At 28.2% G+C, this 15841-nt stretch carries 15 protein-coding genes; 14 read left to right on the forward strand and 1 reads right to left on the reverse strand.

Annotated features, from left to right (window positions below):
• The 4 genes from corA (at window position 1) to ACNSOS_RS09470 (ending at window position 4131) form a co-directional block, all read left to right on the forward strand.
• The gene (corA, locus tag ACNSOS_RS09455; protein WP_418185090.1) at window positions 1-951 is read left to right on the forward strand and encodes a magnesium/cobalt transporter CorA; all 951 of its coding nucleotides are present in this window, start codon (window positions 1-3) and stop codon (window positions 949-951) included.
• Between the two features lie 27 nt (window positions 952-978).
• Window positions 979-1554, forward strand: a complete 576-nt coding sequence (gene folE, locus ACNSOS_RS09460; protein WP_113893607.1) for a GTP cyclohydrolase I FolE — start codon at window positions 979-981, stop codon at window positions 1552-1554.
• 218 nt (window positions 1555-1772) lie between these two features.
• Window positions 1773-1979 carry a hypothetical protein gene (locus tag ACNSOS_RS09465; protein ID WP_418184634.1) on the forward strand — a complete coding sequence of 69 codons (207 nt, stop codon included), beginning with the start codon at window positions 1773-1775 and terminating at the stop codon, window positions 1977-1979.
• A gap of 106 nt (window positions 1980-2085) precedes the next feature.
• The gene (locus ACNSOS_RS09470) at window positions 2086-4131 is read left to right on the forward strand and encodes a TonB-dependent siderophore receptor (protein WP_418185091.1); all 2046 of its coding nucleotides are present in this window, start codon (window positions 2086-2088) and stop codon (window positions 4129-4131) included.
• Window positions 4132-4151: 20 nt separating this feature from the next.
• Here the strand turns inward: ACNSOS_RS09470 and ACNSOS_RS09475 are convergent, their stop codons facing one another.
• The gene (locus tag ACNSOS_RS09475; RefSeq protein WP_418185092.1) at window positions 4152-4721 is read right to left on the reverse strand and encodes a YkgJ family cysteine cluster protein; all 570 of its coding nucleotides are present in this window, start codon (window positions 4719-4721) and stop codon (window positions 4152-4154) included.
• Window positions 4722-4784: 63 nt separating this feature from the next.
• Here ACNSOS_RS09475 and ACNSOS_RS09480 point away from each other — a divergent pair, with 63 nt between their 5' ends.
• From ACNSOS_RS09480 to ftsH, 10 genes are all read left to right on the forward strand, one after another.
• Window positions 4785-5558, forward strand: a complete 774-nt coding sequence (locus ACNSOS_RS09480) for an inositol monophosphatase family protein (protein WP_418185093.1) — start codon at window positions 4785-4787, stop codon at window positions 5556-5558.
• Between the two features lie 61 nt (window positions 5559-5619).
• Complete coding sequence (gene glmS / locus ACNSOS_RS09485) at window positions 5620-7422, forward strand: glutamine--fructose-6-phosphate transaminase (isomerizing) (protein ID WP_418185094.1); 1803 nt, start codon at window positions 5620-5622, stop codon at window positions 7420-7422.
• A 181-nt stretch (window positions 7423-7603) separates the two neighbouring features.
• Window positions 7604-8815: a methionine adenosyltransferase gene (gene metK, locus ACNSOS_RS09490; protein WP_418186314.1), complete on the forward strand. Its 1212-nt coding sequence runs from the start codon at window positions 7604-7606 to the stop codon at window positions 8813-8815.
• 10 nt (window positions 8816-8825) lie between these two features.
• Window positions 8826-9692: an acetyl-CoA carboxylase, carboxyltransferase subunit beta gene (gene accD, locus ACNSOS_RS09495; RefSeq protein WP_113893617.1), complete on the forward strand. Its 867-nt coding sequence runs from the start codon at window positions 8826-8828 to the stop codon at window positions 9690-9692.
• Between the two features lie 3 nt (window positions 9693-9695).
• Entirely contained in the window at window positions 9696-10307 is a 612-nt protein-coding gene (locus ACNSOS_RS09500; protein WP_418185095.1) for a thiamine phosphate synthase, read from the forward strand.
• Window positions 10297-10752, forward strand: coding sequence for a 23S rRNA (pseudouridine(1915)-N(3))-methyltransferase RlmH (locus ACNSOS_RS09505; RefSeq protein WP_418185096.1), 456 nt, complete (start codon window positions 10297-10299; stop codon window positions 10750-10752). Before ACNSOS_RS09500 ends, ACNSOS_RS09505 begins: the two co-directional genes overlap by 11 nt.
• Window positions 10753-10805: 53 nt before the next feature.
• Window positions 10806-11819 carry a hypothetical protein gene (locus tag ACNSOS_RS09510; protein WP_418185097.1) on the forward strand — a complete coding sequence of 338 codons (1014 nt, stop codon included), beginning with the start codon at window positions 10806-10808 and terminating at the stop codon, window positions 11817-11819.
• Window positions 11819-12751, forward strand: coding sequence for a tRNA dihydrouridine synthase (locus tag ACNSOS_RS09515; RefSeq protein WP_418185098.1), 933 nt, complete (start codon window positions 11819-11821; stop codon window positions 12749-12751). The genes ACNSOS_RS09510 and ACNSOS_RS09515 overlap by 1 nt, the downstream gene beginning before the upstream one ends.
• A 70-nt stretch (window positions 12752-12821) precedes the next feature.
• Window positions 12822-13640: a 50S ribosomal protein L11 methyltransferase gene (locus tag ACNSOS_RS09520; protein WP_418185099.1), complete on the forward strand. Its 819-nt coding sequence runs from the start codon at window positions 12822-12824 to the stop codon at window positions 13638-13640.
• A 3-nt stretch (window positions 13641-13643) separates the two neighbouring features.
• The gene (ftsH, locus tag ACNSOS_RS09525) at window positions 13644-15749 is read left to right on the forward strand and encodes an ATP-dependent zinc metalloprotease FtsH (RefSeq protein ID WP_418185100.1); all 2106 of its coding nucleotides are present in this window, start codon (window positions 13644-13646) and stop codon (window positions 15747-15749) included.
• Window positions 15750-15841 lie beyond the last annotated feature (92 nt).

Raw genomic sequence — 15841 nt, forward strand, 5'->3', positions numbered from 1 at the left:
TTGATAAATTGTTATTTAAAAAAAGACAATAGGCTCACAGTAGTTGAAGGGATTGATTTTATCAGTAATGATGAAGATAAAAGTAGTGTTATTTGGATAGATATGCTTTTCCCAACAACAAGTGAAGTAAGAGCTGTTGAGGAACTTTTTGATATGAAGTTTCCTACAAAACAAGAAACAGAAGAGATAGAACTAAGTTCTAGGTATTGGGAAGAAGATAATAGAATTGAGATAAATAGTTATTTCTTGATCAATGATAAAAATGAACCTATCAATGAAACGGTATCTTTTATTCTTCAAGAAAAACTTTTAATATCTGTTAGATATAAGAATTTGGCAAGTTTTAGCACTTTTACGAAAAGATTATTAGCTAGTCCAAGAGAGTATAAAAATGGTTATTCTATTTTTTGTCAAATCATTGATATTAGAATCGATGCTGATGCTGATATTATTGAAAACTTAAGTAAAGATATAACAGTTTTGAGAAAAAAAGTATTTCATGATGATTCAGATACTGAAGATGTGTTGGAAAAAATATCTACTTTTGAAGATTTGAATATGAAAATAAGAGAAAACCTTACAGATAAGCAAAGAATTCTAAATTCTTTGATAAAATCTCAAAAATTTGTAGATGAGAAAAAAGAGATACCAATAATGTTAAAAGATATTAAATCTTTGATTGAACATACAAATTTTAATTTTGAAAGATTAGATTATTTACAAAATATCTTTGTTGGACTTTTGAGTGTACAACAAAATAAAGTTATTAAAATATTTACAATTGTAAATGTTATTTTCTTACCACCAACGCTAATAGCGAGTATTTATGGAATGAACTTTGTAAATATGCCAGAATTAAATTGGGAATATGGTTATCTTTTCTCAATAGGAATTATGGTTTTAGCAGCAGTTAGTCCATTGATAATATTTAAGAAAAAAGGATGGATCTAATTTTAAATATGAAAGGAATAAATTTTTATGAATAATGAGATAAATTTTGAAAATGCAGTAAAAAATATTTTAGAGTATGTTGGAGAAGATATAAATAGAGAAGGTTTACTTGATACTCCAAAGCGTGTTAGAAAAGCTTATGAGTTTATGTTTAGTGGATATCAATTGAATCCAAAAGAAATCATACAAAAAGCACTTTTTACATCAACAAATGATGAGATGGTTGTTGTAAAAGATATAGAGTTTTACTCTTTTTGTGAGCATCATATGTTGCCTATTATTGGTAAAGCGCATGTTGCATATATTCCAAATGGAAAAGTTGTAGGGCTTTCTAAAATCCCAAGAGTTGTAGATGTTTTTGCAAGACGACTTCAAATTCAAGAGCAGATGACAGAACAAATCTGTGAAGCCTTAAATGAACACTTAAAACCAAAAGGTGTTGCAGTTATGATAGATGCAAGACATATGTGTATGGAAATGAGAGGAGTTGAAAAAATCTGTTCTACAACAGTAACTTCTTCTTTAAGAGGACTTTTTAAAAGTGATAAAAAAACAAAAGATGAGTTTTTATCAATCGTAGCTTCTTCATCTTTTCGTAAATAAAACTATTCAAACTTTTTTCTATTTTTAGAAAAAAGTTTTTAGTTTTACTTTTTTATAATCCAAAAATAAAAATAACTAATTTTATCTACTTTTGTTACTAAAAGTAACTCTAGCTAACAAATTTGAAAATTCTTTTGTAAAAATTGTCCATTTTTTTCATTTAAATCGTCTTACTATATAGAGAAACAAATTCTCAAAATTAATACAAAGGATTTAGGATGAAAAACAAAGTTTTCATGTCAGTTGTAACATCATTGATGTTAAGTGGAACAATGTTAAATGCAAAAGAGATAAGTTTGCAAGAAGCAGTAGAGAATATAGTAAAGAAATATAATGTAACATATATTTCAAAATCAAAAGATTTAAAAAATAAGATAGTAGATTCAGAAAAAGTGAGTTTCGGGGGGGGGTACGGTATTAAGTAATCTAAATAGCGTACTAGAAGAACATAATCTCAAAGCTATCGAAGAAGATGGTGTAATATATATAATAGAAAAACCAAAATATCAAAACTTTGGTAATACTACTGTTTTGGATGAAATATCTGTTTCTAGTTCTAATTATAAAAATGGAAGTGCAGAAGCTGGATATTTAGTAGATGAAACATCTGGAATTGGTATTTGGAATGATAGAAAACTACAAGACACTCCATACTCAATGAGTATAATCTCAAAAGATTTAATCGAAAATGTACAAGCAAAAGATATGAATCAGATATATAAAATGAATCCTACAACACAAGAAATAGGAAAAATTAGCTGGGGTGAAGATTCTGCATTTACTCCTACAATGCGTGGATTTACTGTATCCAATCCAATAGTAAATGGGATTTCTTATGCGAGTAGATCTACTAATATTCCAATGATGCAGGATATAGAAAGAGTTGAAATCATAAGAGGAGCAACAGGATTTTTATATGGTGGTGGGAGAGTTGGTGGAGCAGTAAACTATATCACTAAAAAACCAACTACAAAAGATTTAAGAAATGTAACTATTGGAAGTTATGGAAACGAATCATATTATGGACATATAGATTTAGGTGGACAGTTTGATGAAGATAATACTTTTGGATATAGAATAAATGGATTTTATCAAGATGGAGAACTATCAAATGAATCTAAAAAAGAACAAAAAAATATTAGTTTAGTATTTGATTGGAAACCAACTGATAACTTTTATACAGATATAAAATATTCTCATAAAGATAGTTTAGAAAAAGGTGGAAGTTACTTTGATTCCGTGATAGACCGAACAGGTATAAAAAAGAGCAAAAACTATAATCCAGATTGGATGGAAAGTGAAATAAAATCAAATCGAGTTGAAAATAGTATAAGATATGATATCAATGATATTTTTACTTTAAGAATAAATGTCTTTTATGAAAACATGAAATATAGAGGTGATCATTCTTATTTAGATCTACAAAATGGTTATGCAATTGCAAATAATTCTTATTTCTCAAAATCTGCTTGGCATGAAAGTAAAAATTATGGAGCAAATATCTATTTTGATTCAAAATTCGATACTGGAAGTATCAGTCATACTCTAACAACAGGATACTCTTTAAGTTCAAATAAAGTATTTCAATCTTCAGACAGTTGGAATTATTATGATTTACCGAATGATACAAGCTTAAATGACTTAAAAAACTTAGCAGAACCTGATAGTTCTTTTTGGACTAATCAAATAGGAACAAAGCCAAGAAAACTCAATATAAAAACTCAATATAAAAATATTTTAATCGGTGATGATATAGTTTTCAATGACCAATGGAGTGCTTTGATTGGAGCAAATTATGCAACTATAAAAAATTGGGGAGCTTGGAATAATTCTTTGTATGATTTATCTGAACTTACTCCCACATTATCTTTTATATATAAACCATTTGAAAATCTTACAACTTATGCAACATATATAGAGAGTTTAGAAGCTGGAGAGATTGTTGGAAGTCGTTATTCAAACGAAAATGAGATATTAGATCCATATAAAAGTAAACAATATGAAATAGGAGCAAAATACAATCTATTTGATGAAAAACTTTTACTGACTTCAGCATTATTTAGAATAGAAAAAGCAAACTCTTATGATGATAATAGCACAGTTGCAAGTTTAGGTAAACCAACACTTACTCAAGATGGAGAGCAAATTCATCAAGGAATTGAGCTTGGATTGACTGGAAAAGTTACGGATAATTTAACTTTGATTGGTGGTGTAACATTTATGGATTTAAGTGTTAAAAAAGCTACAAACAAAGCTTTAGAAGATAAAAAGCCTACAAATGCTACTTCAAAAATGGCAAAATTATTTGCAGAGTATAATATTCCATATATCAATGGTTTATCTATAAATACTGGAGCTTACTATACAGGTAAAAGATATGGAGATAATCTTAATACCGATATTTTGCCAAGCTATACACTTTATGATGCTGGGCTTAGATATAAAACAAAACTAGATAAATACCCTACAACTTTTAACTTAAATATTCAAAACTTAACAGATAAAGTTTATTGGACAGATAAGTATTCTTTAGGTGATCCAAGAACTGTTGCATTTTCTATGAAAATGGAATTTTAAGAATATTTAAGTTTTACTCTTTATAAATTTAATTCTAGTTTTTCTAAACTTTCAAGTGAAAGCTTATGGAAGTTTAGATAACTAGAGTTTTCATCTCCCATATATTTATAAAAATTTTCATTTCTTATCGTACAAATAAGTTCAAAATCTTTTCTTTTAAGATTTTCAAATTCAAAGTGGGTTTGGATATATTTTTCTTGATAATTTTTAAATACTTCATCTTCAAAATTTAGTTTATTTGTCCCTTTATTTAGTTCAGGACAAGAACTATCTATATAGACTTGATTATCTAAATTTGGACTCAATGGATAAGTTTTACAAACTTTTGGGCGATTTTCATAAATAGTACATCTAAAATCTTTTAAATGTGGACAAAAATCAAAGCCATTTGATAGCAAAATTACAGGTTTTATAAAATCTAAAGAACCAAAGATAAATAAAATAGGAAAATTTTTGTAAACAGTTTCAAACTCTTCTTTTAATATTTGAGAATATATACTTCCATATAAGCCACTACAACATTGTGCTTGGCAATTTTTACAATCCCCAAAAGTAAAAGTTTGATTTGAAATAGGTATAAAATCTTTCATAAACGAGATTTTACATATATTTTGTTTCAATTAGATAAAATATAAAAAAATTTAGGAAAAATAGTGAAAAAGAAACTAATAAAAATTATAAAAAAAGCTGGAAAAATCTTAAAAAAAGGTTTTTATTCAAATAAAGATGTAACTTTTAAAGCAAAAAAAGATTTAGTTACAAAATATGATGTTGCTGTTGAAAACTATTTAAAAAAACACTTTAGCAAATATTTTAAAGAGTTTAATATCATCGCTGAAGAGTCAGATAACTCAAAAGTAGAGTTTAATAACTCGATTATAATAGACCCAATAGACGGAACTACAAACTTTGTAAATGGAGTTCCTCATACTGCTATATCTGTTGGAGTTTACAAAAATAAAAAGCCATATTTGGCAGTTGTTTATAATCCAATTTTAGATGAACTATATGTTGCAAAAGTTGGAAAAGGTGCATTTTTAAACGGTAAGGAATTAAAAGTAAGTACAGAAGAAGATTTACAAAAATCACTTCTAGCAACAGGATTTCCATATACAAGTGGTTCAAATGAAGATGATTTAAATGACGTTTTGAAAAAAATCAAAGATGTTTTACCACATTGTCAAGATTTAAGAAGACTAGGAAGTGCTTCTATTGATTTGTGTATGGTTGCAAAGGGAACTTTTGAAGGTTATTATGAGATGAATTTAAAACCTTGGGATGTTAGTGCAGGAGTTTTGATATTAAGTGAAGCTGGTGGAAAAATAACAAACATAAGTGGTGGAGAATATAATCTATTTGAAGATAAATATATTGTTGCGACGAATGGTAAAGTACACAATCAACTTTTATCAAAACTTGATATTTAGTAAGATTTATATATAATCTTAGATTTTAAAATGAAATAATATATAAAATTAAGGGAAATTTATGTGTGGAATAGTTGGATATATTGGGAAACAAGATACTACAAAGATTTTATTGGATGGTTTAAAAGAGCTTGAATATAGAGGATATGATAGTGCTGGTATTGCTCTATTACAAAATGATAATATTGATGTTTTTAAAGCAGTTGGAAAGCTTGTAAATCTTGAAGAAAAAGTAAACTCTGTACCAAAACAAGATTATTATTTAGGTATCGGACACACAAGATGGGCAACTCATGGAAAACCAACAGAACTAAATGCACATCCACACTTAGGGGAATACTCTTATGTTGTTCATAATGGAATCATTGAAAACTATAAAGAGTTAAAAGATGAACTTATACAAAAAGGTCATCATTTTGTATCTCAAACAGATACAGAAGTTATAGTACATCTTTTTGAAAGTTTTTATAATGAACTAGATGATGCAACAAAGGCTTTCCAAAATACAATAGAGCGACTTGAAGGTGCTTATGCAATTTTGCTTATTACAAAAGTTGAACCAGAAAAAGTATTTTTCTATAAACTTGGAAGTCCTATGATAGTTGCTCGTGGAAATGAAAAAGATGAGATTTTATTTGCTTCATCTGATTCAGCTTTGATAGGACTAGCAAAAGATGTAGTTTATCTTGAAGATAGAATGGGTGGAGTTGCAACGGCTTCAAATATAGAATTTTTTAATAAAAATGTATTATGGTCAAAGCTTCCAACTTCTAAACAATTTGCTCAAAAAAATGGTTTTAGATTCTTTATGGAAAAAGAGATTTATGAGCAAAGTGATGTTGTAAGTGATTGTATGCTTGGAAGAATAAAAGATAGTGAGATAAATTTTGATGAGATAAATCCTTCAATATTAGATGGGATAAATGAGATAAAAATTTGTGCTTGTGGAACTTCATATCATGCTGGAGTTACATCTTCATATTTATTTGAAAGATTGTCAAAAATAAAATGTTCTGTTGAAGTTGCAAGTGAGTTTAGATATAAAGAACCACTTTTAACAACGGATACTCTTTTTATTGTGATTTCTCAAAGTGGTGAAACAGCGGATACTTTAGAAGCTTTAAAAATGGCAAAAAATGCAGGACTTAGGACTTTAGTTATTTGTAATGTTGATAACTCTTCTATGACAAGAGTTGCTGATGCTACTATTTTAACAAGAGCTGGAATAGAAAAAGGTGTTGCTTCTACGAAAGCATTTTCTACTCAAACAGTTGTTTTATGGATGTTAAGCTTGTATTTTGGAAAAATAAGAAATAGTATTTCAAAAGAAAAACTTCAAAGTGAGCTTTCAACTTTAAGAGAAGTTCCAAAATCTTTAAAAATAGAAGATAGTATTCATGAAAAAGCAAAAAGACTATCAAAAAGATACTTACATGGGCATGGATTTTTCTTTATAGGAAGAGATGTTTTCTATCCACTTGCTTTAGAAGGTGCTTTAAAATTAAAAGAGATTTCATATTTACATGCAGAAGGTTATCCAGCAGGTGAAATGAAACATGGTCCTATAGCACTTGCAGATCCAGAACTATTTACAATAGCTCTTATGCCACAAAATATGTTATATGATAAAATTAAATCAAATGTTGAAGAGTTAAGTGCAAGAGATAGTACAATTTGTGCTATATCGCCACTTGATTTTGATTTAGCTGATGATTTTATAAAAATAAATAAAACTGAACATTATATGCTTGAATTTTTTGAAATGTTAGTTGTTTTACAGCTTTTATCTATGGAGATTTCTATAAGACTTGGAAATGATGTAGATATGCCAAGAAACTTAGCAAAATCTGTAACTGTTGAATAATTTTAAAAATATAAGTTACATTTAGATAAAATTAAGAACTTTTTTCTCAAAATGAGAAAACTGATTCTTTAAATTTTTATTTTAATTTTCTTAAATATTTTATAAGATATACAAAATGGAAAACAAAAGATGGAAAACAAATCAAGCTAAAGCTTGTGGAAAACAAAGGATGGAAAACAAAATGGAAAAAAAATCTCAATATTTGTTTACAAGTGAAGTTGTAAGCCCTGGACACCCTGATAAATGTGCTGATATCATAGCAGACTCTATAGTTGATAGATTAATAATAGAAGATAGTAATAGTAGAGTTGCAAGTGAAGTATTTGTAGCTGGAAAACACATAGTTATCGGCGGTGAAGTAAAATCTAATGCAAAATTATCACAAAATGATTATGAAAAAATAGTAAAAGATGCATTAGCAAAAATTGGATATGACGGGAAAAGTGCATTTACAAAAGAACAAGCATTACACCCTGATGAAGTAAAAGTTCAAGTTTTATTAAATCAACAAAGCCCAGATATAAGTCAAGGAGTTGATCAAACAACTGGAGAAATAGGAGCTGGAGATCAAGGAATTATGTTTGGATTTGCTTCAAATGAAGCAGATGAATATATGCCAGCAGCAATAGTTTATGCAAGAAAACTTTGTGATACAGTTTATAATTATGCTCTAAAAAACAATGATAAATTTGGTGTTGATATAAAAACACAAGTTACTGTTGATTATGAAACAAAAGAGAATTTTGAAAATTGTAAACCACAGAAAATTCACACAATAGTTGTATCAGCACCTTGTGTTGAAGGTATGACTATTGAAGAAGTTAGAAAGACTATTCAAGGATTGATTGATAATTCTGGATTACCTTCAAATTTATATGATAAAAATAATACAATTATTCATATAAATCCAACAGGAAGATATGTAAATCACTCATCTTTACACGATAGTGGACTAACAGGAAGAAAACTTATTGTTGATAGTTTTGGTGGATATGCACCTATTGGTGGTGGAGCTCAAAGTAGTAAAGATTATACAAAAGTTGATAGAAGTGGACTTTATGCGGCACGTTGGATAGCAAAACATATAGTTGCATCAGGCTTATCTAAAAAAGCAATAGTTCAAATATCTTATGCTATTGGTGTTGCAAGACCAACATCAGTTTCAGTTGATACTATGGGAACTTATACAAAACATAATGATGATAAATTATCACAATTTGTAATGGATACATTTGCTTTAACGCCAAGATGGATAACTCAAAAGTTTAATTTGGATAAACCAAGTTCTACTACTTTCCTTTATGCAGATGTTGCAGCACGTGGACAAGTAGGACAGGCTGATTATCCGTGGGAAAAACTTGATGAACTTGATAAGTTTGAGAATATAAAATAAGGAGAAAATTTTGGATTTAAGAAATCTATTTAGCAAAATTTCATTTGATAATAAAGATAAAGAACAAGCAACAAAAAAAGATGCACCAAGTCACTGGGTTAAGTGTCCTTCTTGTAGTGCTTTGATGTTTTTTAAAGAAGTAGAGAATCAAGATAATGTTTGCCCAAAATGTTCATTCCATATGAGAATTGGTGCAAAAAGAAGAATAGAAATATTAGCAGATGAGAATAGTTTTGTTGAATTTGATGCTTCTTTAAAGCCAAATGATCCTTTAAAATTTGTCGATAAACTATCTTATAAAAAAAGAGTAGAAGAGGGACTTGAGAAAACAGGAAGAACATCTTCAGTTATAAGTGGAGAGTGTAAAATTAATCAAATTCCAGTTCAACTTGTTGTTTTTGATTTTGCTTTTATGGGTGGAAGTTTAGGTAGTGTTGAAGGTGAAAAGATTGTAAGAGCAGTAAATCGAGCAATAGAAAAAAGAGAAGCAGTTATCATAGTATCAGCTTCAGGTGGTGCAAGAATGCAAGAATCAACTTTTGCTTTAATGCAAATGGCAAAAACTTCAGCAGCACTTAAAAAACTTGATAGTGAAAAATTACCATATATTTCTATTTTAACAGATCCAACAATGGGTGGAGTTTCAGCATCTTTTGCATTTTTGGGTGATATTATTATGGCTGAACCTGGAGCTTTGATTGGATTTGCTGGACAAAGGGTTATTAAACAAACTATTGGAGCAGATTTACCAGAAGGCTTCCAAAGAGCAGAGTTTTTACTAGAAAAAGGTTCTATTGATATGGTTGTTAATAGACAAAAAATGAAACAAACTATTACTGATTTATTGACAATTTTTAATCAAGAGAAAATTAGTTAAAAAATGATTTCAAATTTAGAAAAAGCTTTAGGTTTTAAACTTGAAGCTTTTAACTACTTATATGTTTTATGTGATTATGAAACACTTTTAAAAAAAGATATATCTTTAGAAAAATTTGCAGATTTATGTAAAAAAAAAGATGTAAAATTACTACAATATAGAGATAAAATATCATCTTTAGAAATTCAACAAAACAATCTTTTATATTTAAAATCTAGCCTAAATATTCCTATTATTATAAATGATAAAATTGAACTTATAGACTTTGCAGATGGGGTTCATTTAGGACAAGAAGATTTTTTTAAAATTCATAAAGATAAAAAAATAGCAATAAAGCTTTTAAGGGCAAAAATAAAAGGTAAACTATTAGGGCTTTCAACTCATAATGAAATGGAAATTCTTGAATCAAACTCTTTAGATATTGATATGATAGGATTAGGTGCTTATAAAAATACATCAACAAAAGATGTTGATACAATTTTAGGAGATAAAATTTCATATTTGGCAAAAATATCAAAATATCCAGTTTGTGCAATAGGTGGAGTAAAAGTTGATGATATAATAGAAAATATAAGATTCAATGTTGTAGGAAGTGCATTTTTAGATGAAAATTAGTATTTATGCAATATTGAAACCAACAACTGATGATTTTGATAAAATTATAAAAGAGTTTATAAAAATGTCATCAAAATATGCAAAAGTTGAAGTTCATTATATTTTTAATAAAGACATAGCAAAAGCACAAAGTATAGGAAATAAAGAAGCTCAAGAAGTATATACAAAAACTTATTTGCCACTTTTAAAAGGCTTTAATATAGCTTTAGATGTTTTAGGGAAAAAAGTTGATACTTATGCTTTTTCAAAATTAATAGAAGATAAGAATGAAATAAACTTTTTTATAGGTGGAGCTTTTGGCTTTGAAAGGGATTTTTTAGCTAAATGTGATAGTGTTATATCTCTTAGTGAATTAACTTTTGCACATAAAATAGCTAATATTGTTTTAACAGAGCAGATATTTAGAGCCTTATGTATCCAAAACAACCATCCATATCATAAATAATTTATATATTTTCTTGTATAATAGAAACTCGTAAAATACAAAAAGGACATAATATGGGTCTTAAACTTTATATCTTAGCTACAATACTATTTCTTATTCTATTATTTGGATATACGTATAGTTTAGAGTTAGGAGAGTATACGCTTACATTTTTTGGAAATAGTTTTACATTTCCTGTTGCAGTATGGATAGTATTTCCAGTATTATTTTTAATGGTTGCTACATACTTACACATAATTTTTTATGGTTTTATAAAATATATAAAACAAAAATTTGTTGATTCTGATTTGGATACAACGGTTGATATTTTGAAATCAAAACTATTAGGAAAAGATACAAAAGCTGTATATAGAACACAAAAATTTAAGAATATAGCAGAACTTTTTGGTGCTTTTGATTTAAGTGTTACAAAAAATAGTTTTGACTCTACAAATCCTGATTTTAATAGAATTGTTACTGCTATTCAAGATATTAATAATGGAAAATATGTTAGTGAAAAAGTTGTAAAACTTGAAGTAAATTCTGAAATTGCAAAGAAAAACTTGATAAATAAAATAAATGAACAAGTTGATTTTGCTGTTGATGTTGTTAAAAAAGCAGATAATTATGATTTTGATATTGTAAAAATAGCTTTAAAAAATATTATCAAAGAAAAAAGTATGACAACTGTTAAAAAGCTTTATAAAAATATCAAACTTGATAAAGAATTGGCTTTTGAACTGTTAAAAAAAGATATTGATAATAAAGAGTTTGGTTTTACTGATGAAGAAATTATAGAAATTGTAAAAAATGTTGAATTTACAAATAATGATTATTTAGAGTTAGCAAAACTTTATCAAAAAGAGTTAAACCCAGATAGATTGATAAATATTTTTGAAAAATTATCAAATGAATTTGACGAAGCAACAACTGCAAATTTATATGTTTTAAGTGAATTAGAGATGATTGATAAATTAAGAGAAACTTTAGCAAGTTCACCTGAAGAAGACTTCTTAGCATTTAAAGCTCTTTTAGATTTAAAAGATGCTGGAAAACACTACAATTTAGAAACTCTATCATATAAATAATGGAAAAAAAACTTGATTTTACAAGACCTTTAGTGGTGTTAGCACCACTTGCAGGTTATACAGATTTACCTTTTAGAAGTGTTGTTAAAAAGTTTGGTGCAGATTTAACTATTTCAGAAATGATTAGTTCAAATGCTTTAGTATATAAAAGTGCAAGAACTCTAAAAATGGTAGAAAAATCTCCTAGTGAAGATCCATATTTTGTTCAAATTGCAGGAAACAGTGTAGATTTAGTAAAAGCAGCTGTTGAAATACTAAATGATGTTGAAGGTATTGATGGAATTGACTTAAACTGTGGTTGTCCTGCTCCAAAAGTATTTAATCATGGAAGTGGTTCAAACTTACTTGGTGATTTAAAAAAGCTTGAAGAAATTTTAAGTACAGTAAAAAAATACTCAAAAAAACAGTACACAAGTGCAAAAGTAAGACTTGGAGTAAATGAAAAAATCCCAGTTGAGATAGGAAAAGTAGTAGAAGCTTGTGGAGTTGATTTTGTATCTGTTCATGGAAGAACAAGAGCTGGGAAATATAAAGCCCCAGTTGATTATGATGCAATAAAACAGATGAAAGAGGCTATCTCAATTCCTGTTATTGCAAATGGTGATATAAAAGATTATGCTAAGGCTAAAGAAGTCTTAGAATATACTAAAGCTGATGGAGTGATGATAGGACGAGGTGCTATTGGAAAACCCTGGGTATTTTATCAATTAAAACATGGTCTTGAGGATATTGATAATAGTATAAAAAAAGAGATAATTTTAGAACATTATGACAAGATGCTTGAGTTTCATGGCAATTATGGAGCGATAATATTTAGAAAACTTTTACATGCTTACTCAAAAGGTTACACAGGAGCAAATGAGTTTAGAGATATTGTAAATAAAGTTTCAGATGTAAATGTTATGAGAGATTTAATTGATAGCTTTTTTTAAATTTAATATATATAAAAAGTTATTTAGATAAAATATTGCACTTTTTAAAAAAATTAGAAAAGGAAAATTTTTGTCTAAACAATATTTTGAATTGGCGATAAAACCACAAAGCCATTATGAACTTTTTTTGGATTTGGTTGAGTCTATTACAACTGATGCAATTGAAGAGAATGATGGATTTATAATAATAAGAAGCGAATATAATCTTGATGATTTTGCAGAAGCTGTAAAAAAATTTGGTGAAGCTTTGCAAACTGAGTGTGAGATATCTTGTGAAAAGAAAGATAATATAGATTGGATTAAAAAATATCAAGACTCTATAAAATCAGTTGAAGTTGGAAGTTTTTATATTCGTCCATCTTGGGAAGAAAAAAAAGATAATAAAATAGATATTATCATCGATCCTGCACTAGCTTTTGGTTCAGGACATCATGAAACAACTTCATCTTGCATAGAAGCAATCGATGAGTTTGTTCAAAAAAATGATACTTTACTTGATGTTGGAACAGGAAGTGGAATTTTAGCAATAGCTAGTGCTAAAAAAGGTGCGATTGTTGATATTTGTGATACAGATGAGATTTGTATAGATAGTACAAAATCTAATTTTGAATTAAATAAGGAGAAATTTAATCAATTTTGGATTGGTTCAGCTTCAAAATCAACAAAAAAATATGATGTAGTTGTAGCAAATATAATAGCAGATGTACTTGTTATGATAGCAAGTGATTTGAAAAAATGTTTAAATGATGATGGTATATTGATACTTTCAGGAATTTTAGATAAACATGAAAAAAGAGTTTTAAATAAATTTCAAGATTTAAAAGAACTAAAAACTATTCATAAAAATGAATGGGTAACAATAGTTTTCAAAAATAGTAAGGAGTCTTAAAAGATGAATAATAAACGACAAAGTGGCAGACCTCAAAATAATAGACAGCCAAATAATAATCCTAATAACAACGATAACAACAACTTTTTTAATAATAATCCAATTTTAATATTTGTAATTTTTGCAATAGTTACTATATTTGCTTTTAAAGTAATTATGCCAGAAGAAGTAGTAAATGCTACACCAAACCAAAATATACAAGCATTTGGTAGTAATAGTGGTTCAAATAAAACTATTGCTTATTCAGAGTTAAAGAAATTGATAAGTTCTGGTAAAATTGAGTATGTTGGTATTGGAAATACTCAAATTAGAGCGATAAGCAAAAATGATGGAATACAACGAATTACTTATACAGCAAGAAGAGTAGTTCCTGATGAAACTTTAATTCCTGAATTAGAAAAATATAATATTGGATATGGTGGAATAAATGAAGAAAATGTTTTATCAGATATTCTTTTTGGTTGGGTAATACCAATTTTCTTATTCTTTGCTATTTGGATGTTTTTAGTTAAAAGAATGCAAAAATCTATGGGTGGTGGAAGTGGAGGAATACTAGGAATAGGTTCTTCTAAAAAAATGATAAATTCTGAAAAGCCAAAAGTAAAATTTGATGATATGGCTGGAAATAAAGAGGCAAAAGAAGAAGTTCAAGAAGTTGTAGATTTCTTAAAAGCTCCTGATAGATATGTAAGACTTGGTGCTCAAATTCCAAAAGGTGTTTTACTTGTAGGACCTCCAGGTACTGGAAAAACTCTTTTAGCAAAAGCAGTTGCTGGTGAAGCTGATGTACAGTTTTTATCTGTTTCTGGTTCAGCATTTATTGAGATGTTTGTTGGAGTTGGTGCAAGTAGAGTTCGAGATTTATTTGAACAGGCAAAAAAAGTAGCACCTGCAATTATATTTATTGATGAAATAGATGCCATTGGAAAAAGTAGAGCTAGTGGTGGACCAATGGGTGGAAATGATGAAAGAGAACAAACATTAAATCAGCTTTTAGCTGAAATGGATGGTTTCTCTACTGAATCAGCACCAGTAATCGTACTTGCTGCAACTAATAGACCAGAGGTTTTAGACCCAGCACTTTTACGACCAGGAAGATTTGATAGACAAGTTTTAGTTGATAAGCCTGATTATGAAGGAAGAATAGAGATCTTAAATGTACATATTAAAGATGTAAAATTGGCTAAAAATGTTGATTTAAAAGAAGTTGCTAAAATGACAGCTGGTCTTGCTGGAGCTGATTTAGCAAATATTATAAATGAAGCTGCACTTTTAGCAGGACGTGCTTCTAAAAATGAAGTTGAAGCAACTGATTTTAAAGAAGCAGTTGAAAGGCAAATTGCTGGATTAGAAAAAAAGAGTAGAAGAATATCTCCAAAAGAGAGAAAAATTGTAGCTTATCACGAAAGTGGACATGCTTTAATTGCTGAAATTACAAAAGGTGCAAAAAAAGTAAATAAAGTATCAATAGTACCAAGAGGTTTAGCAGCACTTGGATATACTTTAAATACTCCAGAAGAGAATAAATATCTTATGCAAAAACATGAACTTATAGCTGAAGTTGATGTTCTTTTAGGTGGAAGAGCTGCAGAAGAAGTATTTATCGGTGAAATTTCAACTGGTGCTGGAAATGATTTAGAAAGAGCAACAAATATTATAAAATCTATGGCTACTATTTATGGAATGAGTGATATCGCTGGTTTAATGGTATTGGAAAGAAGAACAAACCAATTTTTGGGTGGACAAACTCAAAAAGATTTTTCAGATGCTATGGCAAAAGAGCTTGATAACCATGTAAAAGATACTCTAAATGAAAGATACAAAATGGTACTTCAAGCTTTAAGAGAGAATAGTGAATCAATTGAGCAAATGACTGCTGAGCTTCTTGATATAGAAGTAATTACAGGTGAAAGAGTAAGAGAAATCATAAAAGAAAATGGTGGAACTGTTTTTGAAGATGAAGATTTACATACAGAAGCCTTAAATAAAGAAGAAGAAAAAGAAGACGAAACTTCAAAAAGTGAAGTAAAAGAAGAGCAAAAAGATAATATTGAAGATAAATCTTCTGAAAATTCTCAAATAGAAGAAACTAAACCTACTGAAAACTAATAAACTAATTTATTTCAAAGTTATACTTTGAAATAAATTTATATATATTTTACAAACGATAAAAATTTTCCTTGACAATTATAAAAAAATAA

Origin of the sequence: Aliarcobacter vitoriensis (genome assembly GCF_048320235.1) — a bacterium.
Classification (GTDB): domain Bacteria; phylum Campylobacterota; class Campylobacteria; order Campylobacterales; family Arcobacteraceae; genus Aliarcobacter; species Aliarcobacter vitoriensis.